Source organism: Streptomyces sp. NBC_00207 (assembly GCF_045160965.1).
In the GTDB taxonomy this organism is placed as follows: domain Bacteria; phylum Actinomycetota; class Actinomycetes; order Streptomycetales; family Streptomycetaceae; genus Streptomyces.
The window spans coordinates 7,792,635-7,819,292 of record NZ_CP130715.1 but is presented as its reverse complement, the minus strand read 5'-3'; the positions used below and the strand labels follow the sequence as shown (position 1 = coordinate 7,819,292).

The window sequence follows — 26,658 nt, the reverse complement described above, 5'->3', positions numbered from 1 at the left end:
GGCGGTTATTTCACCGAGCCCGCCATCACGCCCTGGACGAAGTGGCGCTGGAACGCGAAGAAGACGATCAGCGGGACCACCAGGGACAGGAACGCCCCCGGCGCGAGGACGCCGATGTTGCTTCCGAACTGCCGCATCTGGGACTGCAGCGCGACCGTGAGCGGCTGGGACTCGCTGTCCGCGAACAGCAGCGCCACGAGCATGTCGTTCCAGACCCAGAGGAACTGGAAGATGGCCAGGCTCGCGATGGCCGGCCGGCCGAGCGGCAGCACGAGCCGGGAGAAGATCCGCCACTCGCTGCCGCCGTCCATCCGGGCGGCTTCCAGCATCTCGCGCGGTATCTCGGCGAAGTAGTTGCGCAGCAGGAAGACGGCGAACGGCAGCCCGTAGGCGACGTGGAAGAGGACGACGCCCGTGACCGTGCCGAACAGTCCCACCGCGCCGAAGAGTTTGGCCACGGGCAGGAGCCCGATCTGCACGGGCACGACGAGGAGCCCGACGACCACCAGGAAGACGCCGTCCCGGCCGGGGAAGTCCAGCCACGCGAAGGAGTATCCGGCGAGTGCCGCGATGGCGACCACGAGGACGGTGGTCGGCACCGAGATCAGGACGGTGTTCCAGAAGGCCGACGCCATGCCGGAGTCCTTCAGCAGGGCGCTGTAGTTGTCCAGGGACAGCTGGGACGGATCGGTGAGCGCGGTCCACCAGCCCTCGGTGGCGTTGTCCTGCTCGGAGCGCATGGAGGACAGGAGCAGGCCCGCCAGCGGAGTGATCCATACGAGGGCGACCAGGATCAGGATGCCCTGGACGACGGAACTGCCCAGGAGGCGGGACAGCCGGCCCCCGCGGCGCCGTCCGGGTGCGGACGCCGGCGCGGAGGCGGACGGGGACGGGGCGACGGGCCGGAGCGCCGTCGTCCGCCGGGACGGCCCGCGCCGCTCGACGGTGCTGTGGCGGCTCATGCTCCACTCCTTCGGAAACGCCGGACGTTGAAGATCATTGCCGGGACGACCAGCAGCAGGAGCACCATGCTGAGCGCGCTGCCGAGCCCCTGGTCGTTGCCACCGCCGAAGGAGACCAGCCACATGCGGGTGGCCAGCACGTTCGCCTCCTCCTGCACCGGGCCCGGGGCGATGATGTAGACGAGGTCGAAGACCTTCATCACGTTGATCACCAGGGTCACGAAGACGACGGTGAGCACGGGCGCGAGCAGCGGCACGGTGATCTTGCGGAAGATCTGGCCCTCGGTGGCACCGTCCATCCGGGCGGCCTCCAGCGCGTCGCGCGGGATGGCCGCGAGGCCGGCGCCGATCAGGACCATCGCGAAGCCCGTCCAGACCCACAGGTAGGCGCCGATGATGGCCGGCGTCACCAGCGCGGGGCCGAGCCAGTTCACGCCCTGGTAGGGGGCGTCGAAGTTGGCCGCGGGCAGCCGGACGGTGTAGTCGCCGTCCGCGAGCCCGGCGAGGCGGAAGGAGCCGTCTTCCGCCGTGGTGGCGGTCGCGGCCACCCTGCCGTCCCGTACGGCCTCGACCGTCATGCCGGGCAGCCCCTTCTCACCCGGGTCGACCCTGCCGGGGGTGCCCGCACCGCCGGGGGCGAAGTCGAGGTAGACGACGCCCCCGATCGCATCCGCGCCGGGCGCCGCGCCGGCCGCGTCCGAAGCGGCCTTCGCATCGGCGGGCATCGCGTCGGGTGCGACCCCGATGAACCCGAGGCTGAGCGAGCCCCCGGGCCGTACGGTGCTCCCCGTGCTGTAAGGGCCGCCCGCCGCGCCCGTCAGACCGTGGCCCTCCCGGGCCCGGGCCGTCGGGTAGGCGGAGGCGTCGTCGAAACCGTCGTGGACGGCGACGACGGCGGCGTTGAGCACGCCCCGGTCCGGGTCCTGGTCGTAGGCGAGCCGGAAAATGATGCCCGCGGCGAGGAACGAGACGGCCATCGGCAGGAAGAGCACGAGCTTGAACGCGGTCGCCCAGCGCACCTTCTCGGTGAGCACGGCGAGCATCAGCCCGAGTCCGGTGAGCAGGGTGGGGGCGACGACGACCCAGACGGCGCTGTTGCGGATCGCCTTGAGGGTGGCCGGGTCCTGCACGATCGCCGCGTAGTTCGCGGCTCCGACGAACCGGTCGCCGTCCGCGTCGAAGAGGCTGCGGCCGAAGGAGAAGAGGACGGGGTAGACGACCAGCGCGCCGAGGAGCAGGAGGGCCGGCAGGACGAAGACGACCGCGAGGCGGCGCCTCCCGCGCCGGGCCCGGCGCCGCCCGTCGGCCGCGGGATGGGCGGTCATGGTGTCAGCCATGGCGGGCGCCTCAGTTTCCGAAGGCCTTGGCGGCCTCGGCCTCGAGCTTCGCGGCGGTGCCCTGGGCGTCCGAGGGGTCGCGCAGGAAGTCCTGGAGGAGCTTCCACTCGCCCGCGCCCTTGGTGCCGCCGAACGCGGCCGGGGCCTGGTCCGACATGTCGAAGCGGATCGAGTTGCCCGCCGCGATCAGCGAGTTGGCGGTGCTGCGCGTGGTGTCGTCGCTGTACGTGGCGAAGTCGACCTCGTTGTTCGGGGACAGGAAGCCGCCCGCGCCGGCCCAGACGGAAGCCGCCTCGGCGCTCGCCAGGAACTCGACCAGCTTCATGCCGGCCTTTCCGTTCTTGCCGTCCTTGAGGACGACCGCCGCGTCGCCACCGCTGACGACCGGGGGCCTGCCGCCGTCGACCGAGGGGAACGGGAAGAACTTGGCGTCCTGCCCGAGCTTCTTGCCGAACTGCCCCTTGGCGACGCCGCCGACGAAGTCGCCCTCGTAGACCATGCCCGCCTTGGGCTCGGGGCCGAACACCTGCGCGACCGACGAGGGGAAGTCGGTCCCCAGTGCCGTCTGGGCGCCGCCGGCGACGAGCTGCTTGTCCTTGAACAGCTCCCCGAGGGTGGTCAGGGCCCTGACGACGCTCTCGTCGGTCCACTTCAGCTTGTGCTGGGCGAGCTGATCGTACTTCTCCGGCCCGGCCTGGGAGAGATAGATGTTCTCGAACCAGTCGGTGAGGGTCCAGCCGTCCTCGCCGGCTATGGCGAAGGCCGGGCGGCCGGAGTCCGCGAGGGTGCGGCCGGTCTTCAGCATGTCGCTGTAGCTCTTGGGCTCGCCGACGCCGGCCTGGGCGAAGGCCTCGGGGGCGTACCACACGGTGGACTTGTGGGCGGCCTTGAAGTAGAGGCCGTAGTAGGTGCCGTCGACGGTGCCGTAGTTCTTCCACACCGGGGCGAGGGTGGATCCGGTCGTCTGGACGGTCTGGTCGGAGAGGGGCTGGAGCCAGCCCTCCTTCGCGAACTGCTGGAGCACGCCCACCTGGGGAACCATCACCACGTCTGGCGCGTTGCCGCCTTCGATCTTGCTGCCGACGAAGGTGGAGACGTTGTCGCCGGAGGGGACGAAGACCGTCTTGGCGCCGGTCTTCTCGGTGAAGGCGTCGAGGACCTTCTTGAAGTTCTGCTGCTCGGCGCCGGTCCAGACGCCTGCCACGGTGACGGTCTGGCCGCTGAGTTCGCCGCCGCTCGCGGGTCCGGTGGTGCCGCCGCAGGCGGTGGTGCCGAGGGCGAGGGCGAGGGCTGCCGTCGCGGTGGCGGCGCTCCGACGGGTCGTCTTGCTGGGTCGTCGCATGAGGAGTCCTTTCGAGGAGGTCAGGGGGCTGGGCGGGGGCGGAGGGAGGTGAGGTCTCGGGGTCTTCGGACTACGGGCTACGGGGCCGGGTACTCGCCCGCCCACCAGGCCGCGGTCGCCGCGGGGAGCACCCCGTCGGGACAGGGCCCGCTGGCGAGCAGCGGAGCCCCGAGGACCGGGGCGGGCACCGGCTCGGTGCCGAAGTTCACCGCGCAGACCAGGCCCTCGCCGCGGGCGATCGCCAGTACGTGCGCCGGCGCGTCCAGCCAGCGCAGGGTGCCGTCGCCGAGCTGCGGCAGGGTGCGCCGCAGCTGGAGGCCGTCGCGGTAGAGGTGCCAGAAGGAACGGGTGTCGGCCAGGGCGCGGTCGGTGGCGTGCTCGGCGAACCATTCGGGCTGCGGCAGCCACGGCTTGGCGCCGACCGCCGCCTGGCTGAAGCCGAACGGGGAGGCGTGTCCGGACCAGGGCAGTGGCACGCGGCAGCCGTCCCGCACGTGCTTGCGGCTGCCGGTGCGGCGGAAGATCGGGTCGGTGAGGACCTCGTCGGGCAGGTCGAGGACCTCGGGGAGGCCGAGCTCCTCGCCCTGGTAGACGTAGGCGGCGCCGGGCAGGGCGAGCATGAGGAGGGCCGCTGCGCGGGCGCGGGCGGCTCCCAGTCCGCTGCCCTCCACCCCGGGCTCGCCTGCGTAGCGGGTGACGGTGCGGACCTGGTCGTGGTTGTTGAGGACCCAGGTGACGGTGGAGCCGGTGCCGGCGATGTCGCGGATCGCCTCGGTGATCGTCGCGCGGAAGGCGTCGGCGTCCCAGGGTGCGCTGAGCAGGTCGAAGAAGAACGCCTGGTGCAGTTCGTCGGGGCGGACGTACTCGGCGTGCTCGCGTGCGGTCGGCACGGACACCTCGCCGACCAGCAGTCGCTCGTGGCCGTCCCCGGCGGTGTACTCCTCGCAGACCGCTCGCCAGCGCCGCCACACGTCGTGGACCTCGGGCTGGTTCCACGCCAGCTGGTTGACGGCGTCGCGGGCCCGCTCGTCGGCTCCGGGGTCGTCCGAGTCGGGCAGCTCGGGGTGCTTGAACAGTCCGGCGGCGACGTCGATCCGGAAGCCGTCGACACCGCGGTCCAGCCAGAAGCGCAGCACCCGCTCGAAGTCGTCGCCCACGGCCGGGTCGCGCCAGTTCAGGTCGGGCTGCTCGGGCGTGAAGAGGTGCAGGTACCACTCGCCGGGAGTGCCGTCGGGCTCGGTGGTCCGGCTCCAGGCGGGACCGCCGAACATGGCGCGCCAGTTGTTGGGCGGCTCCTCCCCGTCCGGGCCGCGGCCGGGCGCGAAGTGGAAACGGGCGCGCGCCGCGCTGCCCGGCGCTGCGGCGAGTGCCTCGCGGAACCACGGGTGCTCGCTGGAGCAGTGGTTGGGAACGATGTCGAGCAGCAGCTTGAGTCCGAGGCGGTGGGTGTCGGCCACCAGCCGGTCGAACTCGGCGAGGTCGCCGTAGACGGGATCGACTCCGCAGTAGTCGGCGACGTCGTAGCCGTGGTCGTGCTGCGGTGACGGATAGAAGGGGCTGAGCCAGATGCCGTCGACACCGAGCTTCCTGAGGTAGGGAAGCCCGGCCCGTACGCCGGCCAGGTCGCCGATGCCGTCCCCGGTGCTGTCGAGGAAGCTGCGGACGTAGACCTGGTAGATCACCGCGTCGCGCCACCAGGGGTGGGGTGTGGGGGCGGTGCGGGAGGGGTGGCCGGAGCCGGCCGGAAGGGTGCTGAGCATCTCGCGTCGACCTGTTTCTGCTGAATGCGAGAGCGCCCTGGATCAGGTGCGCTGTTATGCATGCATGTTAAGTAGCGGCGACTGGAAGGTGTCAACGATGTGTCCATAAACAACCGAAAGCTGGGATGGTTTGTGGCGAAATGCCCAGATGCAAAAGGAAGGGCTCCTACTTAACATGTAAGTAGGAGCCCTTGAGGGAGGTGGCGGAGTGCGATCAGCGCTTGCGGGAGATGGTCCCGAGCTCGCGCGCCAGCCGCGCCACCGCCTGCTCGGGTGTCTGGCGCAGCGCCATCAGGTCCTGCGCCACGGCCTGCACGGCGAGGCTCACCTGGTCGTAGCGCGGGCTCTTGGGGCGCGGCGCCGCCGACAGCACGCTCTGGCGGAGCGTCGGCAGGTACGGATAGGCGCGGATCAGCTCGGGGTCCTCGTACAGCGCGGCGCGCACCGGTGGCAGCGAGCCCTCGGTGAGCACCTGCCGCTGGACCCGTTCGCTCGTGAGGTAGGAGATGAGATCGGCTGCCGACGCGGGATGCCGCGCACTGCTGCTGACGGCGAGGTTGGAGCCGCCCAGCACGCTGGTGCCGGGCCCGTCGGGGCCGGGCAACGGCACGGCGCCGAACCGGCCCGCGACCTTCGACCCCTCCGCGCTCGCGTCCGCGTACAGATAGGGCCAGTTCCGCAGGAAGAGCAGCCGGCCGTCCTGGAACGCCTGCCGGGACTCCTCCTCCTTGTAGCCGAGCGCGTCGCGGGAGATCCAGCCGTCCCTCACGCCGTCCGCGAGGAAGCGCAGTCCGGCGCGCGCCGCGTCGGAGTCCACGGTCACCCGGGCGCCGTCGCCCTGCAGGATGGAACCGCCCGCCGAGTGCACGGCCTCGGTGACGTTGACGGTGAGCCCCTCGTAGGGCAGGAACTGGCCGGCGTAGCCGTCCAGCCCGTGCCTCGGGGCGATCGTGCGTGCCTGGCGGGCGAGTTCCGCCCAGGTGCGCGGCGGTTCCTCGCCCTCCTCGCCCAGGATGTCCTTGCGGTAGTAGAGCAGTCCCGCGTTGGTGACGTACGGGACCGCGTACAGCCGGCCGTCGAAGGTCGCGGTGTCGACGACCGGCCGCAGGAAGGAGTCCAGGGGGAAGCGGTCGCGCCGGAGCGGGGAGATCCATCCGGCCGCAGCGAACTCGGACGTCCAGGCGACGTCGATGTTCAGCACGTCGAACCGGTTGTTGTCCGATCGCAGTTCGCTGATCATCTGGGCCCGGGTCTCGTCCGCCGAGTCGGGCAGCTCGACGAGCGTGACGCGCTCGCCGGGATGGCCGTCGTTCCAGTCGTCCAGCAGCGGGGAGAGGTAGTCGGTCAGGTCGCCCGCCGTGACGAGCGTCATGGGGCCGCGGGCCCCGGAGGCCGCGCCCGCGTCCGCACGGACGCCGAAACCGGAGTATCCCGCCAGCACCACCGCCGCGACCAGGAGAGCTCTACCCGCGGCACGCATCCACCGCATAGGTTCCTCCCAGTGCACGATCCGGCTTCGCCGCCGACCATCGCGGCCTATATATACCCGTTAGGCATGGGCGATACTAGACGCCCAGGCAGACAAGACGGGTGGCGGTGGCCACTGGCCCGATGCCGAGTGAACAGTCGACTACGGAGCGGGAAGGAGGGGGGAGCGAGTGCGGCTGGCGCTCCTGGCACTCCTCGCCCGTGGCCCTGCTCACGGTTACGAGCTCAAGCAGGACCTTGAGAAGCTCTTGGGCGCCGCGTACCCTCAGCCCAACGTCGGCCAGGTCTACGTCACCCTCGGCCGGCTGGAGAAGAGCGGTCTGATCGATGGCGAGGAAGTCGAGCAGTCGGGCCGGCCCAACAAGCGCACGTACCGGCTGACGGACTCCGGGCACGAGGCCGTGCTGGCCTGGTTCGAGGACACCGCCGAGGAGCCCCGGGTACGGGACGAGTTCTTCATGAAGCTCGCTCTCGCGCCGGAGTCGGGTCTGGCCGACCCGGTCGCGCTGATCAACAAGCAGCGGCGGCAGTACCTCAACACCATGCGGGACCTGTCGAAGCTGGCCGCGGCCGAGGACCGCGACAACAAGATCTCCCAACTGCTGATCGAGGGCGCCATGCTGCACCTGCAGGCCGACCTCGACTGGCTGGAACGCTGCCAGGAGGAGCTGGAATGAGCGACGACGCCACCACCGCTCCTGCCGTACCCATCGTCCGCGCCGAGGGCCTCACCAAGACGCACCACGGCGAGGGCGCCCCGGTGCACGCCGTGCGCGGGGTGGACCTGGCCGTCCGGCCGGGCGAGTTCGTCGCGGTCACCGGGCCCTCGGGGGCCGGCAAGTCGACGCTGCTGCACCTGATCGGCGGCCTCCAACGGCCCGACGGCGGAAAGCTCTGGATCGACGGGCAGCGGGTCGACGAGTACCGCGAGGCGCGCTGGGCGGTCCTCAGGCGACGCAGCATCGGCGTCGTCTTCCAGTTCTTCAACCTGGTCTCCAACCTCACCGTCGCCGACAACGTCGAACTGCCCGCTCTCCTCGCCGGCGTCTCCCCGAAGGCCGCCCGTGACTCCCGCGCCGAACTGCTCGCCGAACTCGGTCTGGAAGGCCGTGAGCGGTCGATGCCCGGCGAGCTGTCGGGCGGCGAACAACAGCGGGTCGCGCTCGCCCGGGCGCTGGTCAACCACCCCGCACTGCTCCTCGCCGACGAGCCGGCCGGCAGCCTCGACAGCAAGGGCACCCGCGAGGTGCTGCGACTGCTCTCCCGGTTCCACCAGCGCGGCCAGACGATCATGATGGTCACCCATGACGCCCGGATGGCCAGCGCCGCCGACCGCGTCATCAGCTTCTTCGACGGGCGCATAGCCGACGACGCACAGCTCGGCGACGGGCGCCGCGAGCCGGCCCGTGGCGTCCGCGGCGTACTCGAACTGAAGGAGTGACCGTGCGGGCCACTCTGCGCTGGGCGCACGCCGACCTCCGCGCGCACCGCGGCGAAGCCCTCTTCGTCGTACTGGCCAGCGCCGGGATCATCGCCTCGCTCCTCCTGGCCGGGGCGCTGTTCAGCTACGCCGCGAACCCCTGGCAGCGGATCTTCAACCAGTCCCAGGGCGCGCACATCTGGCTGCACACCCGGGGCGGGGCGGACATGGACGCCCTGACCCGCGTGGACGGGATCGCCGCCCTCTCGGGGCCCTACCGCACAGCCGCGACGACCGTCGAGTCGCGCGGCGCGCGGGCCGGGATGACGCTGCGCGCGGCCGCGGTGGAGCCCCCGGAGACGGGGCGGCCGATCGTCACCGCGGGCAGCTGGCTGGCCCGACCGGACGGCGGCACCGGGGCCGACGCCGTCGTGCTGGAGAGTTCCGTCGCGCGGGCGCTGTGGGCCGAGCCGGGCGACACGGTGCGGGTCACCGGCCCGGACGGCGCCCCGCACGCGCTGCAGGTGAGCGGGATAGCCGAGGTGGCCGAGCCCCGCTACCGGCCCGGGGGCGGACCGGGCATCGGCTGGGTGCTCCCCGGCGCCCTCGACGAGATCGCCCATGGCGACACCGGGCAGAGCGTGGGCCTGCGCCTGGAGGATCCGAACGACACCGACTTCATGGTCCAGCGCGCCGTGACCGTCCTCGGTGCCGACCGGGTGGCCCAGGTCACCAAGTGGCAGCAGACGAGGTCCGAGGCAGGCGGCGACGACCAGCTCCTCGGGCAGATGTTCGCCGTCTTCGGGCTCGGCGCGCTGCTCGCGGCGGCGCTCGCCGCGTCCGGCGCCATCGGCGCCCGCGTCCGCGGGCAGCTGAGGGACATCGCCATCCTGAAGGCCGTGGGCTTCACGCCCGGCCAGGTGACCCGCGGGTTCCTCGTGCAGCACCTGGCCTTCGCGCTCCTCGGCACGGCCCTCGGCACGGCGGCCATCGCCCTGCTGGGCGCCCGGATACCGGGGCGGATCGGCGAGGCGGCGGCGGTGTGGGAGGACCTGCCCGGCCACACCGCGCTGATGATCGGCATCCCCTGCGGTGCGGTGCTGCTGATCGCGGCCGCCACCGGGCTCTCGGCCTGGCGGGCCGGACGGGTGCCGCCGGTGCCGGTGGCACGGGCCGCGTTGCCCTCCGCCGCACCGATGACCGCACTCGGCAGGCGGGCTCTCGGGATGCGGGTCCCCCCGGCCCTGGTCCTGGGGTGGCGTGCGGCGTTCGCGCGCCGCGGCCGGACGGTCATACCGGTGGCCCGGCTCGCCCTGCCGCTGATGCTCATCACGGTCGCCCTCGTCGCCTGGTCGACGCTGGACCAGTTCCGCAGCCGGCCGGCGCAGATGGGACTGCCCGCAGCACTGACCGTACGGGCCCAGCAGCCCGCCGGGCCGTCGGACTCGGAGCTGGAGAAGACCCTCTCGGCGATCCCGGACATCGCCGCGGTCCACCCGGGCGCGGAGATGGCGGCGCTCGTGCCGGGGCAGACCGACACCATCACGCTCCGCGGGCTGGGCACGGCCCTGCACCCGTATCCGTCCGCGGTGGTGGAAGGGCGCGCGGTCGGCGGGCCGGACGAGGCGGTGGCCGGGCAGGGACTGCTGGATCTCCTCGGGGTGCGGGTCGGCGACTGGGTGCGGATGACGGTCGGGGGACGGCCGCAGATCCTCCACCTCGTCGGCCGCACCATCGAACCCGAATCCGGCGGCCGGGTGATCACCACGACCATCGACGCCCTGCAGGAGCGCGATCCGCAGCTGCGGCCCGCCTTCCACGCGTTGGTGCTGCGCGAGGGGGCGGACCCCCGCGCGGTGAGCGGCACGCTCGCCGCGGCGGCAGGCGGAACGCTGGAGATCCGGGAGACGCCCGATCCGGCCGGCCGGCTGGAGCCGGCCCGCGGAGTGATCGCCGCCCTGATCGCGGTGCTGGCACTGATCGGGCTGACCGAACTGCTGACGCTGATCAGCACCGGCGTGCGCGACCGGGGCCGCGACCTGCTCGCGCTGAAGGCGATCGGGCTGACGCCCCGGCAGATCGGATCGATGATCGTGACGGCCGCCGGTCTGACCGCGCTCGTGTCCGCCGTGGTGGGCACGACGGTGGGCGCGCTGACGGGAAGCTGGCTGGTGGACCAACAGGGCGCGTCGAGTGGAATCGGTGCGGGGATCGCGCAACTGCCCCCGCTTCCCGTGCTGTTGACGGTAATCGTCGGGGCGGTGCTGGGTGCGGTGGCGGCGGCGGCGCTCCCGGCGACACGGGCGGCACGGCGGCGCCTGGCGGACTCGCTGAGCGAGACGCTCTGACCCTCCGGGGCCGCCCTGGAGAGCCGTACCCGGACCGGGTGTAGCGGCCACGAGCCTTCCGGCGGCGGATACCGCCGGCCGGAGGGATCATCGAGACGAGGGGTTCGGCCGCCTCGGCGGCGGCGTACGGCCGGCGGCGCAGGGGGCTGCCTCTGGCGCACCGCAGCTCCGGCGGCAGCCCCGAAGGACCTCGCGGCCACATGTCAGGAAGAAGGCTTTCCATGAAGGAGCCGAGTCCTCGACCCGTCGAAGCCCCCAGCGGTCAGCCGCACGAGGCGGACCGGCTGCGGGAGATCCTCCACGCCCCCGGCTACCTCGTGATCCTCGTCTACTCGGCCCTCATCGGCATTCCGGTGTCGCTCATCGCGTTCTGGTTCCTCGTCGGACTCCACGAGCTGCAGAACGTCTTCTGGTCGGACCTTCCGCACCGCCTGGGCTGGGACACGCCCCCCTGGTGGTGGCCGCTGCCCCTGCTGCTGATCGCCGGCCTGATCGTCGGCCTGATCGCCGGCCGGCTCACCGGCGGGGGCGGCCACATACCCGCCGGCGGCCTGCACGCGGGCGCGACGCACCCGGACGCGCTGCCGGGCGTGGTGCTCGCCGCGGCCGCGAGCCTGCCCCTGGGCGCGGTCCTGGGACCGGAGGCACCGCTGGTCGCCCTCGGCGGCGGCCTGGCCCTGCTCTTCCGGGACCTCACCCGGACCCCGGCGACCCCTCAGACCACCGCGCTGCTGGGCGCGGCAGGTGCGGCGGCCGCCATCGCGGCGATCTTCGGCAACCCGCTGATCGCCGCCGTACTCCTCATCGAGCTGTCGGGGATAGGCGGTCCCCAGCTCTTCGCCGTCATGCTCCCGGCCCTGCTCTCCAGCGGGATCGGGGCCCTGGTCTTCACGGGCTTCGGACACTGGACCGGCCTGGAGACCGGCAGCCTCAACCTGACGCTGCCCACGCCCCTGCCGCGCCTGGACCCCGCGGACGTTCTCTGGACGGTACTCATCGCCCTCGTCCTCGCCGTACTCCTGAACCCGGTCCTGGAGGCGGGCCGACGGGTCGCGGCCTTCGTCTCCGCCCGGGTGCTGCCCCGCACCGTCCTGTGCGCGCTGGGCACTGCGGCCTGCGCCGCCGTCTACGCCCTGGCCACGGGCCGCACGCCCGCGGACGTCGCTCTCTCCGGCCAGACCACCCTGGGCGAGCTGGCCGCCGACCCGCAGGCCTGGGGCATCGGCGCGCTGATCGCCGTCCTGCTCCTCAAGACGATCGCCTACGCCCTCTGCCTGGGCAGCATGCGCGGCGGCGCCATCTTCCCCGCCGTCTTCCTCGGAGCCGCAGCCGGAGTCGTACTGGCTCCCCTGCCCGGCCTGGGCGCCGTACCGGCCATGGCGGCGGGCATGGCCGCGGCCACCGCGGCCGTCATGCGGCTCCCGGTCAGCAGCGTGGTCCTCGTGGTGCTGCTGATGGGCAGCTCCGCCATGATTCCCCTCGCAATCCTCGCGGCCGTGATCTCCTTCGCCACGACCGAACTGCTCCCGGCCGGCACGGCGCATCCGCCCGCTCCGCTCGCCGCGCAGTCGGCGGACACCGACGGCCGCCCCGAAGCGGCCGGGGCATCCTGAGGGCAGTGTGCCGTGACGGCATCCTGAGGGCAGTGCGGCGTGACGCGGTCAGGCGCCCGGCAGTTCCTGTGCCGGCAGCCGGCCCGCGCGCACCGCGTCGACCAGGGCTTGGTGGTCGCGTTCGTTCTGGTCGGCGTACGCCTCGGCGAAGGTGACGAGCGCCCGGTCGAAGGCCTCGCTGCGTCCCAGGTACGCGGCGATCGCGATCCGGTCGCCCGACCGGGCGTGCGCACGGGCGAGGGTGATGCCGCACACCTCGCCGAACGTCTGCAACTGCGCGGGCGACATCGTCTCCGGCATGGCGATGCCCTTCCAGTCGCGCAACTGGCGGACGTAGAAGTCGCGCTGCTTGCCGTCGATCCCGTCCACCCGCTCCCAGCCGAGGAAGATGTCGCTCGCCGCCTGCATCAACCGCTGTCCGGAGACCACGCGCTCGCCCTGGTTGCGGTATCTGCTCGTGCCGATGTGGGGGGCGAGCACGGAGGTGTCGGCTTCCTTGGCCTGCAGGAAGAGGGGGTCCCGGCCGTCGCGGCCGAGCAGCAGCAGGATCCAGCAGCGGGTTCCGACGCTGCCGACGCCGACCACCTTGCGGGCCACGTCCGCCAGGTGGTAGTCCTCCAGGAGCGCCCGCCGGTCACTCGCCATCGTGAGGCCGTAGGAGTCCAGCAGGCGGCGGAACCGGCTCTCGAGCTCCCCGCGCTCGACGTCCGGCAGCAGGTCCGCGAGCGGTACCAGCAGCGGGGGGTCCGCCGCGATGCTCGGCCGGCCGCCGACGAGCTCCGTGAGTTTGTCGAAGACCTGCAGCGTGTCCCGCGAACGGGCCTTCTCCAGGGCACGGGCCAGCTTCTTCCGTCCGCTCTTGTCGAGCTGATCCGTGGTGAGGGCCTCCAGGCGGTCCGCGTCGATCTTCGCGTACCAGACGTCGAGGTTTCCCATGCCGGCGAAGCCGCGCATCGCCTCGCGGTACGAGCGCACGGCAGCGCTCACGATGCCCGCGCGCTCGGCGTCGTCGAAGCCGTTCGCCCGGCCCGCGATGACGAAGCTCGCCGCGAGTCGTTTGACGTCCCACTCCCAGGGTCCGGGCAGGGTTTCGTCGAAGTCGTTGATGTCGAACATCAGCCGCCGCTCCGGAGAGGCCAGCAGCCGGAAGTTCAGCAGGTGCGCGTCCCCGCACAGCTGGACCGTGACCCCCGAGTCGGGACTGCCGGCCAGGTCGGACGCCATGATCGCGGCGGCTCCCCGGTAGAACCGGAACGGCGACTCAGACATCCTGCTGTAGCGGATCGGCACCAGCTCGGGCACCCGGACCTCGGACTGCTCCTCCAGGATCGCCAACGGATCCGGCCTGTCCGGAGACGGCCGGTACACGGCGTGCCCCGACCGCGGCGAGCGGCTCCGGGCCTCCTTGCCCTGGGCCGCGCGTTCCTCGGGTGTGCTGCCGGGGACCGCGCGCATCGAGGTGGTCGCGCTCTGGGACATCGCTGCGCTCCTGTCTGGACCTGCGTCCTCAGCACCGGAACGGCGCCCTGCCCGCGCGCCGTCCGGTGATTGCCGTGCGTCGTCCTGTCAGCCCTGGGCCTCGATCTCGGCCTCGGCGACGGCGATGGCGAAGCCCAGCGCCGTGGCGATGTTGCCGGCTGCCGTCATGACGCGGGCGGTGCCCACGATGGGGGCGATGGCGACCAGTACGTCCTGCAACTGCTCGGCGGTGAGGCCGGCCTGGAGGGCGGGGTCGATGTGTGCGGCGTAGGAGATCGGCGGGGCGTCCGATGCCGCGAGGGCAGCGATACGGGTCATCAGGAGCATGTCCGGGGCCAAGCCGCACCGCTCGAGCGAGTCGACCGTCATCGCGGCGAGGGTGTCCAGGACAGGGGTGTCGGATGCAGTGGACATGGTGCACGTCCTCCGGGGTGTGGTCCCGCCCGAGCACGGGGCAAAGCGAGGGGAGAGCATGGCCGTGACCACCGGCATGCCTTCGTCTCCACCCTAGAACCTCACCGGGTACGGCGCATGGGGGCGCAATCCTGCCGATCCGGAGTGCGGCGGGCCGGGCCGCGGCGCAGTCTTGAGGCAGCGCAGAAGGGAGCAACGCCGGTGGCCGAAGCCGATACCCCGGGACGTGCGCCCGGCGCCCTGCGCGGTGTGCTGGCCCCGCTCGCCCTGGCCCAGTTCATCTGCAGCTTCGCCGGTTCGAACATGAACGTGATGATCAACGACATCAGCGAGGACCTCGACACGACCGTGCAGGGAGTGCAGATCGCGATCACGATCTTCCTCCTGGTCATGGCAGCGCTGATGATCCCCGGCGGCAAGCTGACCGACCGCTACGGACGCAAGCGGTGCTTCCTGACCGGTCTCGCCGTGTACGGTGTCGGCGCCCTGCTGAGCGCCGCCGCCCCGGGGCTGGGCGTCCTCATCCTGGGCAACTCGATCCTCGAAGGTGTCGGGACGGCGCTGCTCATCCCGCCCGTCTACATCCTCACGACGCTGCTCTTCACGGAAACCACCTCACGCGCCCGCGCCTTCGGGACCATCATGGCGCTGGGGGGCATCGGCGCGGCCGCCGGGCCACTGATCGGAGGACTCATCACCTCGGCCATCAGCTGGCGGGCGGCCTTCGTGTTCCAGGCCGTGGTGATCGCCTTGATCATCATGCTGAGCCGCCGGATCAGGGACCCCCTGCCGCCGGATCCCACGCGCCCCTTCGACACCGGTGGAGCGGTCCTCTCCGCCGTCGGGCTCGTCCTCCTCGTCACGGGGATCCTGGCAGCAGACGACAACGTCTGGCTCATGCTCGCTCTGATCGTCCTCGGTGCGCTCGTGCTGCTGTGGTTCTTCCTGTCGGTACGCGCCAAGGAGCGGGCCGGCAAGGAGCCGCTCCTGCCGACGAGCCTGTTCCGCAACCGCACGTCCAATCTCGGTCTCGTCACGCAGAACGTGCAGTGGCTGGTGCTCATGGGGACGTCGTTCGTCGTCGCCGCCTACCTCCAGGTCGTGCGCGGATACGACGCGATCCAGACCGGCGTGATCTTCACGGCGGCCACCCTCGGCCTGCTCGTGACGTCACTGGCCGCCGCACGCCTGGCGGAGCGGTACGCCCAGCGCACCCTCATCATGGCGGGCTTCGTGCTGACGACCGCCGGAGTCGCCGTGCTGCTGGCCATGGTGAGCGGCTCTCCGAGCGCCTGGGCCTTCGCCCCCGGACTGCTGCTGATCGGCCTGGGACTCGGTGTGATGCTGACCCCTTCGGTCAACGTCGTGCAGTCGAGCTTCCCCGAGGAGCAGCAGGGCGAGATCTCCGGGCTCTCACGCAGCGTGTCCAACCTCGGTTCGTCGCTCGGCACCGCGATCGCCGGCACCATCCTCGTCGCCGGCCTCACCACCCGCGCCTACGCCGCCTCGATGATCACCCTGGCCGTCCTCGGGCTCGCCGGCCTCGCCGCCGCGGTGTTCCTTCCCCGGGACACGGGGCCGGGCACCGCTCCCCCGTCTCATGAACCCACGTAGCGCAACGGAATGGGAGACATCGTGAAGGACCTCAAGTTTGAGCAGAAGGGGTCGCTGTCGCGCCTTGAGGCCGCCGACCAGCTCTCCGCACTGGCGGAGGCGCTGAGGCAGGGCGGCGACGTCGAACTGGAATTCGGCTCCGGAACGCTGAGTCTGCAGGTCCCCGACGAGGTCGCCACCGAAATCGAGGTCGAAGTCGGCGACGGGCAGGTCGAGCTGGAGGTCGAACTCAAGTGGCCCACCGCGCAGACCGGGGCCGCACCGGCACGGACGAAGCGGCCGGCCCGGAGCCGGAGCAAGGCGGCCCGGACCTCGTGACCGCGACGGGGGGCTTCGGCTCCGGATGACTCGTACGACGGGAGCTTCGCGTGTCACACCGCCTGCTGCCCGGCCCGACGCGGACGACCGTCGCGGCCGTCTTCGTGATCGCGCTGGGCGCCGCGCCGCCCGGTCCCGCGCTCGCGTTCACCGGTGACAACCACGAGGACATCACGCGGGCGGCCCTGCCCTGGGAGCCGGTCACCCTGTCCGCGATGGCCGGCGCCCGCGACGGGGCGGTCAACGCCAATGACCACGGCGGATACTTCGCCCTCGGCCCGCTGCACTGCGACAACGCCGACTACCTCGCCCCCCGCTACGTCCAGCACTATCCCCGCAGCCGGGACGAGGCCACCACCGAGCTCCTCGCCTGCATCCGTACCTCCGTCGCGCGCTTCCGGAACGCGGTCCGGGCGGCCGACGGCCTCGTCGACGCGGACGGCAGGGTCCGGGCCGACCAGAGCGACCTCTCCTCCCCCTGCACGTGGAAGGAGACGTCCGACCGCGCCAAGTGCGACGTCCTGGAACAGCTCGGCCGCGGCTGGCACCAGCTCGAGGACTTCTACTCGCACTCCAACTGGTCCGACCAGGCCGCCCCCGGTCCGGTGAGCCTCGCCGATCCGCCCGGACTGGCCCGTACCGATGTCGCCCCCTTCCTCGACATCCGCCGCTACAGCGCCATGGACGACGCCGACTGGACCCGGGACGCGCGCGCCCGCATACCCGCGGACCTCACGACCGGCTGCTACTCCGACTTCGATTCCACCGGCGTCAAGGCCGAGGACTGCGCCGGCCGGGTCACTCACAACCAAGGCCTCAACAAGGACACCCCCGCGTCCCCCCGCTCGAGGACCGGCGACAACTTCGGACACGCCGTGTCCGGGGCCACCGCCGAGATCACCCGCCAGTGGAACGACTTCAAGGCGGAACTGCTCACGGCCTATCCGGACCACCGGCGCGGCGAGCAGATGATCTGCGCCCTGGTCCACGACGACCCGGAGTCGAGCTGCCCCTGAACCCGGTTGCGGCCCACGAACCCGGTTGCGCCCTGGCCGTCCCACCGGTGCCACAGTGACGCGAAGAGCGGTAGTTTTTCCCCTATTACGCCGAACTGAGCTGTCAGCTGGGTGGTCTCGGCGGGTTCTGGGTAAGCCACCCCTCATGATCACTTTTGGGGTCGAGGAGGAGTACCTGCTGGTCGACCCGGAGACGCTCCTTCCCGTTCCGCTGGTGCAGGAGGTGCGTGCCACGGCCAGCCTCACACCGATCGCGGACGCGCGAGAGGTCCAGGACGAACTGCTCCAGGCACAGATCGAAGTCGCCACCCCCGTGTGCACGGCCCTGGAGGAGGTGGGGGGTCATCTCCTGCGGCTGCGCCACGCGGTCGCCTCCGCCGCCCAGGCCCACGGCTGCCGCATCGCGATCTCCGCCACCGCGCCGGTCAGGGACGTGCTCCCGGTCCCCGTCACCAGCACGGCGAGGTATCTGAAGATGCGCGGAGAGGCCCGCCTGCTGGTCGACGAGCAGCTGATCTGCGGCATGCACGTCCACGTGGGGATTCCCGACCCGGAGACCGGAGTGGCCGTCCTGAACCGGCTGCGCGTCTGGCTTCCCACCCTGCTGGCGATGTCCTCGAACGGGCCCCTGTGGGACGGGCGGGACACCGGCTTCGCCAGCTGGCGCACGATCATCTTCGGGCGCTGGCCGGTCAGCGGCCCGCCGCCGTACTTCGACGGGTTCGCGGACTACGAGGCGCGGGCCGACGAGCTGGTGGATTCCGGGCTGATCCCCGACCGGGGGCAGCTGTACTGGCAGGCCCGGCTCTCCGAGCGCTACCCGACCATCGAGGTGCGCTGCTGTGACGTGCAGCTGGAGGCGGACGACGCCGTCATGCTCGCCGGCGTCGTCCGCGCGCTCGCCGCCACCGCGATCGCCGAGGAGAAGGCGGGAGCCGCTCCCACGCCCTGCCGGCCGGAGATCCTCCAAGCCGCGACCTGGCATGCGGCCCGGCACGGGATGAGCAGCACGCTGATGGACCCGGGAGGCCGGCTGCGGAGCAGCGGGGACGTACTGTGCGCGCTGCTGCGGCACATCGGCCCCGCCCTCGAGGAGAACGGCGACTTCCGCGAGGTGAGCTCGCTCCTTCACCGGCTCCTGCGGCACGGCACCTCGGCCGACCGCCAGCGCCGGGCCCTGGCCGAGGCCGGCCTGCCGGCGGTCGCGGCCCTGATCACCGCCGGAGCCACCACCGGGTGAGCCGCCCGTCGAGGTGCGATGCTGGAAGCAGTGGAGTGGACGGCCGGCGGCTGGACTTCCCGGCCCGGCCCCGTCAGCAAGGGAGAACGACGTGCCTGGTCTTCTTCGAGGAGTAGCGCGCACCGCGGTGATCGCCGGTACGGCGACGGCGGTGTCCAACCGCGTGTCGCGGCGCCAGGCGGGCAGGTGGGCCGCGCAGGACGATCAAGCCGCTGCGCAGCAGCAGTACGCTCAGCCCCCGCAGGAGTACGCCGCGCCCGCCCCCGCTGCTGCTCCGCCGGTCGCGGACGACATGAGCAGCAAGATCGATCAGCTCAAGGAACTCGGAGCGCTGAAGGAGCAGGGAATCCTGACGGAGGCGGAGTTCGCGGAGCAGAAGAGCAGGATCCTGAGCGCCTGACCGCCTGGTGCCGGCTGACCCTGTCGGCTGACCCGCCCGGCGCCGGCCGACCCGCCCGGCGCCGGGCGGGTCACTGCGGCGGTTGACCGCCTTCGGCGGCTTCCTCCGCGTCGAGGGAGGCGAGGATGGCCTGGACGGGGATGCGCCCGCTTGCCACCATCTGCGCGCCGCTGCGGCGCAGGGCCCGGGCGAAGGGGGCGGCCCACCGGTTCTCGTAGACGAGGATCGCGGCCGAATTGCCCGGCTGGAGGGCGTGGCCCGCTTCGTCCAGGTCCTCCTGGTCGAGCAGCTCGGACGACGCGCCTTCGAAGACGGTCAGGCCGAAGGAGTTCCCTTCACCGTCGAGGTCCGTGAGCTCCAGGGCGGTGACGGTTCCGTCGGCGTCCTTCTTCACGAAGCGGAGGTCGAGGAGGTGGATGATGCCCTTCTCCACCAGGTCGATCAGCAGGGGGAACGCCTCGCCCGTCATGCGGTTCCCGGGGAACTCGACGACCACGTAGTCGACGGGGCCCATGTCTTCGATGTCGTCGCTCATGCGCACTCCTCGCGTGTGCCTCGACGGCCCGGCGGTGTGGGCTGGGGAAATCCGCCGGTGGCCGGACCCGGCTCTGTTCTCATTGCAGCATCCGTATGTAGGCCCCGCACCTTCACGCCGGGGCGACGGAGCACGGGAGCACGGCGGCCGGGTGTCAGCCGGTGAGCTGGTAGAGGCTCCTGCCGACGAGCCACAGTCCCAGCAGCAGGCACAGGACGACGATCGCCTGGTCCTTGTGCCGTTCCAGCCATGCGCGCAGGCCCAGCAGGGCGAGTTGGGCCTTCTCCGGCGCGAACACCATGTACAGCTCCATGGCCAGCAGGGTGGAGGTGGCCAGGAGGCAGAAGGCCATGAGGGCCAGGAAGCTCCCTCCGTGGGAGAGGTCGGCCTGGACGACGGTGGCGGCCGCGGCGGCGACCATCCCCCAGGGCTGGAGGAGCACGGCGAGGGCCGCCGCGGACCATCCGGTGGCGTCGTCCATCCGGGACGACATGGACGACCCGGAGCCCGCGGAGGCCGCGGTCCCCTCCTGTACGGAGGGATCCGCGGTCGCGGTGATACGGCGGCTGCGGCGCCGCCGGTGCTCGCTGTACACGACCAGGCCGATGCCGATCACCAGCGTGGCCACGAGCCCCGCGATCGAGGGCGGGGAGCGGGGCGGGGGCGGCTGCCCGCCGGTGAAGAAGAGGACCATGGCGATCACGGCCACGAGGCACGCCAGCCAGGCGAGGATGAAGGCCAGGCCCTTGCGCACCCCGCGGGGTGCGGACACCACCAGCACGAAGGCCATGATGGGCAGCGGGAACAGCGTGACCGCCAGGCCGATGAGGAGCAGGTCGAGCACCATCGCGGCGCACCCCCTCGGAGAGCAGGCCTCAGCCCGCGCTCGCGGCCTGGTCGAGCTCGGTGTCGAGGGCGAGGGCCGCGGTGATGAGGGCGAGGTGGGTGAAGGCCTGGGGGAAATTGCCGAGCTGTTCCCCGGTGAGGCCGACCTCTTCGCCGAAGAGCCCGACGTGGTTGGCGTAGGTGAGCATCTTGTCGAAGGAGTAGCGGGCCTGATGGAGACGGCCGGCTCTGGCGAGGGCGTAGACGTACAGGAAGGAACACAGGGAGAAGGTGCCCTCGGAGCCCTCCAGGCCGTCGGGAGAGGCCTCCGGGTCGTAGCGGTAGACGAGGCTGTCGGAGACGAGTTCGCTGTCCATCGCGTCGAGGGTGGACAGCCAGCGCGGATCCCTGGGGGCGATGAAGCCGACCATGGGCATGAGCAGCAGGGAGGCATCCAGGACGGTGCTGTCGTACTCCTGGACGAACGCGTGACGCTTTTCGCTCCAGCCGAGGGTCATGATCTGATCGAGGATCGCGTCCCGTGCCGCCGTCCAGCGGGTCAGGTCGGCAGGGCGGGCCGTGGCCATGGCCTGGCGGATGCCGCGGTCGAGGGCGACCCAGCACATGAGGCGGCTGTAGGTGAAGTCCTTCTGGCCGCCCCTGGTTTCCCAGATGCCCTCGTCGGGCCGGTCCCAGTTCGCACAGAGCCAGTCCAGCAGGGCGGCGCAGCGCTGCCAGTCGTCGTAGCCGATGACGTTGCTGACCTGTCCGGTCTGGGCGAGGGCGTAGATGGCCTCGCCGTAGATGTCCATCTGCAGTTGGTCCGCGGCGCCGTTGCCCGAACGCACCGGTACGGAGCCCCGCCACCCTTCCATGTGGTCGAGGACCTCCTCGGTCAGGTACGGGTCGCCGTCGACGCGGTACATGATCTGCAGGGGTTCGCCGTTGGGAGCGCCGCCGTCCTTCAGCCGCCGGAGCAGCCAGTCGCGGAAGGCGTTGGCTTCGTCGGTGAATCCGAGGTCGCGCATGGCGCGGACCGAGAGCGAGGCGTCGCGCACCCAGGTATAGCGGTAGTCCCAGTTGCGCTCCCCGCCCTCCTGCTCGGGCAGGCCCATCGTGGCGGCGGCGATCGGCGCGCCGGTCGGTGCGTACGTCATCAGCTTGATGGTGATCGCGGAGCGGTTGACCATCTGCTGCCAGCGGCCGCGGTAGGTGCAGTGTCCGATCCAGTCGTGCCAGAAGTCGCGCACGCTGTTGAACTCCTCCACCATGTCGCGCACGTTCACCTCCGGCGGGGCTGCGCCGTCGGCGTCGCAGACGGTCAGCACGACGGCCGCGCGTTCGCCCTCGGCCAGGGCCACGCTCGCCCACACGTCGGTGTCGTCGGCCTCCAGCACGACCGGCCCCAGTGCCTGCAGGTACGCCGTGATGCCGGGTCCGTCGAAGCGGGCGGTGGCACCGTCGAACGTCAGGTCGTGAGGTGCCCGGCCGTAGTCGAAGCGGGGGCGGCACTCCAGGCTGAAGCGCGCGGTCCCGCGTACACCTCGCATGACCCGCACCACTTGGTGCCGGTCGGTGACGGTGTGCGGATCGCGCACGGGCATGAAGTCGATGACCTCGCCGACGCCCTCGGGGGTGAGGAAACGGGTCATCAGGACGGCGGTGTCCGCCATGTAGAGCTGCTGGTTGACGACCTCGGCGGTGCCCGGCGGTTCGTCGTCGGAGACGGGGAGCACGTCGGCGGTGATGGCGAAGTAGCCGCCGCGGCTGTCGTCGAGCAGGCTGGCGAAGATGCTGGGCGAGTCGAAGCGGGGTGAGCAGAACCAGTTGAGTACACCCTCGGACGAGACGAGGGCACACGTCTGCAGGTCCCCGATCAGACCGTGCTCGGCGATCGGCGGGTAGGGACGCATCGGCCCTCCACAAGGGGATTGGGGATGCCCGGGCAGGCAGAGCGGGGTCCGTTCTCAGGGACCGAGGACCTTGGCCTTGGCCTGTTCGTACTCGGCCGGCGTGATGTCGCCGCGGTTCTTGAGGTCGGCGAGCTTCGACAGTGCCTCGGCCTGGTCGGTGGGCCCGGCGCTCTCGCGCACGTAGGAGCGGAAGGCCTGTTCCTGCTGCCGGGCCAGCTTGAACTCGCGTTCGCCCATCCCGCGCCCTCGGGCGATCAGATAGACGAACACGCCCAGGAAGGGCACCAGGATGACGAAGATGGTCCATCCCGCCTTGCCCCAGCCGCTCAGGTCGTCATCACGGAAGACGTCGGCGATGACGCGGAAGAGCAGCATGAACCAGAGCACCCAGAGGAAGATCAGCATCATGGTCCAGAAGAAGTTCAGCAGGGGATAGTCGTAGTCCTCTGCCAGGTCGAGCAGCGCGTTCTGCATGGCCCGGTCTCCTGTCGGTCGTGGCGGGCCCGGCGGGCCCCGAGAACCCCCCGCGCAAGCGAATGAGCGGTCACGTCATGCGGGCACATCGCGTCATACGGGCGCATCGCGTCATGCGGGCGTCGGGGTGAAGGAGAACATCCCGTCGCCGCCCGGCTGTACGACCCCGTAGCTGCTCTCCGGTACCTCGTTCCAGGCGCCGGGCAGATCACCGAGGGGTTCGGACACGATGAGGCGGGTGTCGTCGGAGACCTCCTGCAGGAACGCCATGTCCGGGTGCAGCCTGCGCAGCGAGTCCACCTTGCTGCTGTAGAACAGCGAGCGGGAGGCGTGCCCGCTGGAGTAGCGGAAGGCCCAGACGCGTTCCCCGTCGGTCACGGCGAGCGTCATCTGGAGCGGGAACTCCACCCCGTGCTCGTGCCCGACGCGCTCCACCACTCCCGCCATCCTGGCGACGGCGGTCGGCGGGTCCTCCTCCAGGCCGAACGTGAGGGCCAGGTAGAACATCACCTCGGAGTCCGTCGTTCCGCCGATGTCGGCGTACAGGGCGGGATCGACGAGCAGGGTGAGGTCCCGGCGCATCATGTGGAAACCGGTGATCGCGCCGTTGTGCATGAACATCCACCGGCCGTGCCGGAACGGGTGGCAGTTCGACTGCTGTACCGCCGTCCCGGTCGACGCCCGGATGTGCGCGAAGAACAGCGGGGAGCGGACGTGGTCCGCCATCTCCCGCAGGTTGCGGTTGTTCCAGGCGGGACCGACGTCTCTGAGGAGCGCCGGGGAGTCGATGTCTCCCGTGTACCAGCCGACGCCGAACCCGTCGCCGTTCGTCGTCTCCACACCGAGCTTGGAGTGGAGGCTCTGGTCGATCAGGGAGTGTTCCGGTCTGTACAGGATGGTGTCGAGCAGCATGGGCGTTCCCGAATACGCGAGCCATCGGCACATGCGTCATCACCTGCGTTTCTACAGCAGTGCGGGAACCAGACCGTCCCGCGCTCGCCCCCGGAGTTCGGCTGTTGCAACGAGCCCGCCTGTCACCTCTCTGCTGCGCCCGCAGCGCTGCGGGCCGCCGTGTGGATCTCGTCCGGCCATCTCATTCTCGGGTCCCTCCCCGAGGAGCGCCACGCGGGCGGAGGGGCCGGCTCCGCTGCGGGCCCGCTCCCGCTGCGGGCGCCCGCACCACGGTCTGCCGCAGGTCCTCTGCGGCCCGTTCCGCGGCGCGCACCCGAGCCGCGAGCTCCACTCGGGCATGCGCTCCAGCAGCCGGCGGTCGCTCCCCGCTGCCGACAGCCCATAGAGGTTAGAAGATGGAGTATGACCGACCTCCATCAGGAGCGCGTCCAGCCCCGCAGGGGAAGGGCGCGGCGGCCGCAACGTCTGTCCTCCCTGCTGAGCGTGCGCAGTGTGGCAGGCGAGGTGTTCCTCCTGCAGCTGGCCGTCGTGGTGCTCCTCGTCGCCGCGGCGGTGGCGGCGCTCGTGGTGCAGGCCCGGAGCGCCGCCATGCTGGACGCCCGGCACCGTACGCTCGCCGCCGCCGGGACGTTCGCGGAATCCCCGGGAATCGTCGAGGCCCTGCACAGCCCCGATCCGAGCGCGGTGCTGCAGCCGAGCGCAGAGGCGGCCCGGAAGATCGCCGGAGTCGACGGCATCAACGTCTACAGCCTCGACGGGGTCACCCTCACCCACAGCGACCCGCGGCAGATCGGGAAGCACGTCGTCGGCCCCTTCTCCAAGGCGGCGGCCGGCAAGTCCTTCACCGAGACGTTCGAGGGGTCCCTGGGCCAGTCCGTGGTCTCGGTCGTCCCCGTCAAGGACCCCGACGGCCACGTGATCGCCGTGGTCGCCTCCCCGGTCACGGTCCAGAACGTCCAGGGCATGGTGAACCGGCAGCTGCCGGTCGTCCTCGGCAGTGCGGCCGCGGTGCTCGCCCTGTCCGCGGGCGGAACCGCGCTGGTGAGCCGCAGACTGCTGCGCCGGACCCATGGCCTGGGACCGGCCGAGATGACGCGGATGTACGAGCACCACGACGCGGTGCTGCACGCGGTGCGCGAGGGCGTGCTGATCGTCGGCGACGGCGGACGGCTGCTGCTCGCCAATGACGAGGCGCGGCGGCTGCTGGATCTGCCGGCGGACGCGGAACGGCTGTCCGTCACCGACCTGGGGCTGGAGGAGGCGATCGCCGAGCTGATCGCATCGGGCCGTTCCGCGACCGACGAACTGCACATGGCGGGCGACCTGCTGCTGGCGGTGAACATCCGGCCCACCGCCCCCTACGGTCAGGCCGGGACCGTCGTCACCCTGCGGGACACCACCGAGCTGCGGGCGCTCTCCGGCAGGGCCGAGGTGGCCCGGGAGCGGCTGAAGCTGCTCTACGACGCGGGGGTGCAGGTCGGAACGACGCTGAACGTGGAGCGCACCGCGCAGGAGCTGGCGGAGGTGGCGGTCCCGCGCTTCGCCGACGTGGTCACGGTCGACCTGCTGGACCCGGTGCTGCGCGGCGAGGAGCCGCCCGAGGCGAACACCGAGATGCGCCGCACCGCCGTCGTCGGCCTTCAGGGCGATCACCCGCTCACCCCCGTCGGCGAGCTGATCCGGTTCGCTCCCGCCGGTCCCATGGCCACCGGCCTGGCCGTCGGCCGTGCGGTCCTGGAGGCCGACCTGCACGCCACCCACCGCTGGCGGGCCCAGCACCAGGGCAACGCCCGGCAGATCCTGGACCGCGGCATCCACTCCCTGATCGTCGTGCCCCTGCGGGCCCGGGGCGTGGTGCTGGGCATGGCCGGCTACTGGCGGGGGCAGGACTCCCCGGCCTTCGACGAGGAGGACGTGTCCTTCGCCGAGGAGCTGACCGCCCGGGCGGCCGTGTCCGTCGACAACGCCCGCCGCTACACCCGCGAGCACAACATGGCCGTCACCCTGCAGCGCAGCCTGCTGCCCCGGGGCGTACCGGAACAGTCCGCCGTCGAGGTCGCACACCGGTATCTGGCCGCGCAGGCCGGGGTGGGCGGTGACTGGTTCGACGTCATCCCGCTGCCCGGCACCCGGGTGGCCCTGGTGGTGGGCGACGTCGTCGGCCACGGTCTCCACGCCGCCGCCACCATGGGCCGCCTGCGCACCGCCGTGTACAACTTCTCCACCCTCGACCTGCCGCCGGACGAACTCCTGAGCCACCTGGACGAGCTGGTCGCCCACATCGACGCCGACGAGCAGGAGTGGCAGGGGATCACCGGCGCCACCTGCCTGTGCGCGATCTACGATCCCGTCTCGGGGCAGGTGACCGCCGCCACCGCCGGGCACCCGGGCCCCGCTCTGGTCGGCCCCGACGGGACCGTGTCCTTCCCCGAGGTGCCGGTCGCCCCGCCGCTCGGCCTGGGCGCGGGTCTGCCCATGGAGACCATGACGCTCACCCTGCCCGAGGGCTCCCGGCTGGCGCTCTTCACCGACGGGCTGATCGAGAACCGCGACCGCGATCCGGACGCCGGCCTGGCCGCGCTGAGCGCCGCCCTGTCCGGGCCCGCCCGCACCCCGGAGGAAACCTGCACCGCGGTGATCGACGCGATGCTGCCCGCCAGGCCCAGCGACGACGTCGCGCTGCTGGTGGCCCGCACCCGTCTGCTCGACCGTGCGCGGATCGCCGAGTGGGACGTGTCCCCCGAGCCCGCGTCGGTGTCCCCCGTGCGCAACGCGTGCGCCCGCCGGCTGGCGGACTGGGGCCTGGAGGACATCGCGTTCACCACGGAACTCATCCTCAGCGAGCTGATGACCAACGCCATCCGCTACGGCACGGAGCCCATCCGGGTGAGGCTGCTGTACGACCGCTGCCTGGTCTGCGAGGTCTCCGACGGGTCCAGCACCTCCCCCCACCTGCGCCGGGCCGCGGACACGGACGAGGGCGGCCGCGGTCTGTTCCTCGTCGCGCAGTTCGCCGAGCGCTGGGGCACCCGCTACACCGCCCGCGGCAAGATCATCTGGAGCGAGCAGTCGCTCCACAACGGGTCCGTACCTGCCTCGATGGATCTCGGGGAGGCGCTCCTGGCCGGGTGGGACGACGACGGGTTCTGAGAGCGCGCCGGAACGACGGCCGGAAGGAAGACGGCGGACACCACCGTCCGGGACTGCGCCGCGGAGGCCGCCGAACGTACGCTGGCCTCGATCGGTAC

22 protein-coding genes are annotated in these 26,658 nt (G+C 71.6%); 10 read left to right on the top strand and 12 right to left on the bottom strand.

Annotated features, from left to right (window positions below; all coding sequences use genetic code 11):
* Positions 1 to 5: 5 nt before the first annotated feature.
* The 5 genes from OG472_RS36155 to OG472_RS36135 all read right to left on the bottom strand — a co-directional run bounded on the left by OG472_RS36155 (position 6) and on the right by OG472_RS36135 (position 6,890).
* Positions 6 to 962, bottom strand: a complete 957-nt coding sequence (locus tag OG472_RS36155; RefSeq protein ID WP_405942483.1) for a carbohydrate ABC transporter permease — start codon at positions 960 to 962, stop codon at positions 6 to 8.
* Complete coding sequence (locus OG472_RS36150) at positions 959 to 2,299, bottom strand: ABC transporter permease subunit (protein ID WP_401605541.1); 1,341 nt, start codon at positions 2,297 to 2,299, stop codon at positions 959 to 961. Before OG472_RS36150 ends, OG472_RS36155 begins: the two co-directional genes overlap by 4 nt.
* Before the next feature lie 10 nt (positions 2,300 to 2,309).
* On the bottom strand, positions 2,310 to 3,641 hold the full coding sequence (locus OG472_RS36145) for an ABC transporter substrate-binding protein (RefSeq protein ID WP_401605538.1): 1,332 nt from the start codon (positions 3,639 to 3,641) through the stop codon (positions 2,310 to 2,312).
* Between the two features lie 77 nt (positions 3,642 to 3,718).
* Positions 3,719 to 5,401, bottom strand: a complete 1,683-nt coding sequence (locus OG472_RS36140; protein ID WP_405942482.1) for a glycoside hydrolase family 13 protein — start codon at positions 5,399 to 5,401, stop codon at positions 3,719 to 3,721.
* Positions 5,402 to 5,615: 214 nt separating this feature from the next.
* Entirely contained in the window at positions 5,616 to 6,890 is a 1,275-nt protein-coding gene (locus tag OG472_RS36135) for an ABC transporter substrate-binding protein (RefSeq protein WP_405942481.1), read from the bottom strand.
* 169 nt (positions 6,891 to 7,059) lie between these two features.
* Here OG472_RS36135 and OG472_RS36130 point away from each other — a divergent pair, with 169 nt between their 5' ends.
* From OG472_RS36130 to OG472_RS36115, 4 genes are all read left to right on the top strand, one after another.
* The gene (locus tag OG472_RS36130) at positions 7,060 to 7,566 is read left to right on the top strand and encodes a PadR family transcriptional regulator (protein ID WP_401605526.1); all 507 of its coding nucleotides are present in this window, start codon (positions 7,060 to 7,062) and stop codon (positions 7,564 to 7,566) included.
* Positions 7,563 to 8,330, top strand: coding sequence for an ABC transporter ATP-binding protein (locus tag OG472_RS36125; RefSeq protein ID WP_401605524.1), 768 nt, complete (start codon positions 7,563 to 7,565; stop codon positions 8,328 to 8,330). Before OG472_RS36130 ends, OG472_RS36125 begins: the two co-directional genes overlap by 4 nt.
* A 2-nt stretch (positions 8,331 to 8,332) precedes the next feature.
* Complete coding sequence (locus OG472_RS36120; RefSeq protein ID WP_405942480.1) at positions 8,333 to 10,657, top strand: FtsX-like permease family protein; 2,325 nt, start codon at positions 8,333 to 8,335, stop codon at positions 10,655 to 10,657.
* A gap of 221 nt (positions 10,658 to 10,878) precedes the next feature.
* A complete protein-coding gene (locus OG472_RS36115) occupies positions 10,879 to 12,270 on the top strand; it encodes a chloride channel protein (RefSeq protein ID WP_405942479.1) in 1,392 nt (463 codons plus the stop codon).
* A gap of 48 nt (positions 12,271 to 12,318) precedes the next feature.
* On the opposite strand, the gene OG472_RS36110 is transcribed toward OG472_RS36115, so the two are convergent.
* Both OG472_RS36110 and OG472_RS36105 read right to left on the bottom strand, forming a co-directional pair.
* A complete protein-coding gene (locus OG472_RS36110) occupies positions 12,319 to 13,749 on the bottom strand; it encodes a DUF2252 domain-containing protein (RefSeq protein ID WP_401605516.1) in 1,431 nt (476 codons plus the stop codon).
* Positions 13,750 to 13,836: 87 nt separating this feature from the next.
* Positions 13,837 to 14,163 (bottom strand): carboxymuconolactone decarboxylase family protein, encoded by a 327-nt coding sequence (locus OG472_RS36105; RefSeq protein ID WP_361766248.1) that lies wholly within the window; start codon positions 14,161 to 14,163, stop codon positions 13,837 to 13,839.
* Between the two features lie 201 nt (positions 14,164 to 14,364).
* Here OG472_RS36105 and OG472_RS36100 point away from each other — a divergent pair, with 201 nt between their 5' ends.
* The 5 genes from OG472_RS36100 (at position 14,365) to OG472_RS36080 (ending at position 18,751) form a co-directional block, all read left to right on the top strand.
* On the top strand, positions 14,365 to 15,777 hold the full coding sequence (locus tag OG472_RS36100; RefSeq protein ID WP_401605513.1) for an MFS transporter: 1,413 nt from the start codon (positions 14,365 to 14,367) through the stop codon (positions 15,775 to 15,777).
* A gap of 9 nt (positions 15,778 to 15,786) precedes the next feature.
* A complete protein-coding gene (locus OG472_RS36095; RefSeq protein WP_401605510.1) occupies positions 15,787 to 16,095 on the top strand; it encodes an amphi-Trp domain-containing protein in 309 nt (102 codons plus the stop codon).
* A 50-nt stretch (positions 16,096 to 16,145) separates the two neighbouring features.
* The gene (locus tag OG472_RS36090; protein ID WP_405942478.1) at positions 16,146 to 17,111 is read left to right on the top strand and encodes a CinY protein; all 966 of its coding nucleotides are present in this window, start codon (positions 16,146 to 16,148) and stop codon (positions 17,109 to 17,111) included.
* A 145-nt stretch (positions 17,112 to 17,256) separates the two neighbouring features.
* On the top strand, positions 17,257 to 18,351 hold the full coding sequence (locus OG472_RS36085; protein ID WP_401605505.1) for a glutamate--cysteine ligase: 1,095 nt from the start codon (positions 17,257 to 17,259) through the stop codon (positions 18,349 to 18,351).
* 91 nt (positions 18,352 to 18,442) lie between these two features.
* On the top strand, positions 18,443 to 18,751 hold the full coding sequence (locus tag OG472_RS36080; RefSeq protein WP_401605502.1) for an SHOCT domain-containing protein: 309 nt from the start codon (positions 18,443 to 18,445) through the stop codon (positions 18,749 to 18,751).
* A gap of 70 nt (positions 18,752 to 18,821) precedes the next feature.
* Here OG472_RS36080 and OG472_RS36075 read toward each other — a convergent pair whose 3' ends face one another.
* The 5 genes from OG472_RS36075 to OG472_RS36055 all read right to left on the bottom strand — a co-directional run bounded on the left by OG472_RS36075 (position 18,822) and on the right by OG472_RS36055 (position 23,443).
* The gene (locus OG472_RS36075; protein WP_405833109.1) at positions 18,822 to 19,286 is read right to left on the bottom strand and encodes a DUF6325 family protein; all 465 of its coding nucleotides are present in this window, start codon (positions 19,284 to 19,286) and stop codon (positions 18,822 to 18,824) included.
* A gap of 154 nt (positions 19,287 to 19,440) precedes the next feature.
* The gene (locus OG472_RS36070; protein ID WP_405942477.1) at positions 19,441 to 20,133 is read right to left on the bottom strand and encodes a GAP family protein; all 693 of its coding nucleotides are present in this window, start codon (positions 20,131 to 20,133) and stop codon (positions 19,441 to 19,443) included.
* 28 nt (positions 20,134 to 20,161) lie between these two features.
* Positions 20,162 to 22,024 carry a glycoside hydrolase family 15 protein gene (locus OG472_RS36065; protein WP_405942476.1) on the bottom strand — a complete coding sequence of 621 codons (1,863 nt, stop codon included), beginning with the start codon at positions 22,022 to 22,024 and terminating at the stop codon, positions 20,162 to 20,164.
* A gap of 54 nt (positions 22,025 to 22,078) precedes the next feature.
* Positions 22,079 to 22,498 carry an SHOCT domain-containing protein gene (locus tag OG472_RS36060; RefSeq protein WP_401605491.1) on the bottom strand — a complete coding sequence of 140 codons (420 nt, stop codon included), beginning with the start codon at positions 22,496 to 22,498 and terminating at the stop codon, positions 22,079 to 22,081.
* Between the two features lie 111 nt (positions 22,499 to 22,609).
* Complete coding sequence (locus OG472_RS36055; protein ID WP_401605488.1) at positions 22,610 to 23,443, bottom strand: class II glutamine amidotransferase; 834 nt, start codon at positions 23,441 to 23,443, stop codon at positions 22,610 to 22,612.
* Positions 23,444 to 23,893: 450 nt separating this feature from the next.
* Here OG472_RS36055 and OG472_RS36050 point away from each other — a divergent pair, with 450 nt between their 5' ends.
* Entirely contained in the window at positions 23,894 to 26,560 is a 2,667-nt protein-coding gene (locus tag OG472_RS36050; protein WP_401605486.1) for a SpoIIE family protein phosphatase, read from the top strand.
* The last annotated feature ends 98 nt before the right edge of the window (positions 26,561 to 26,658 follow it).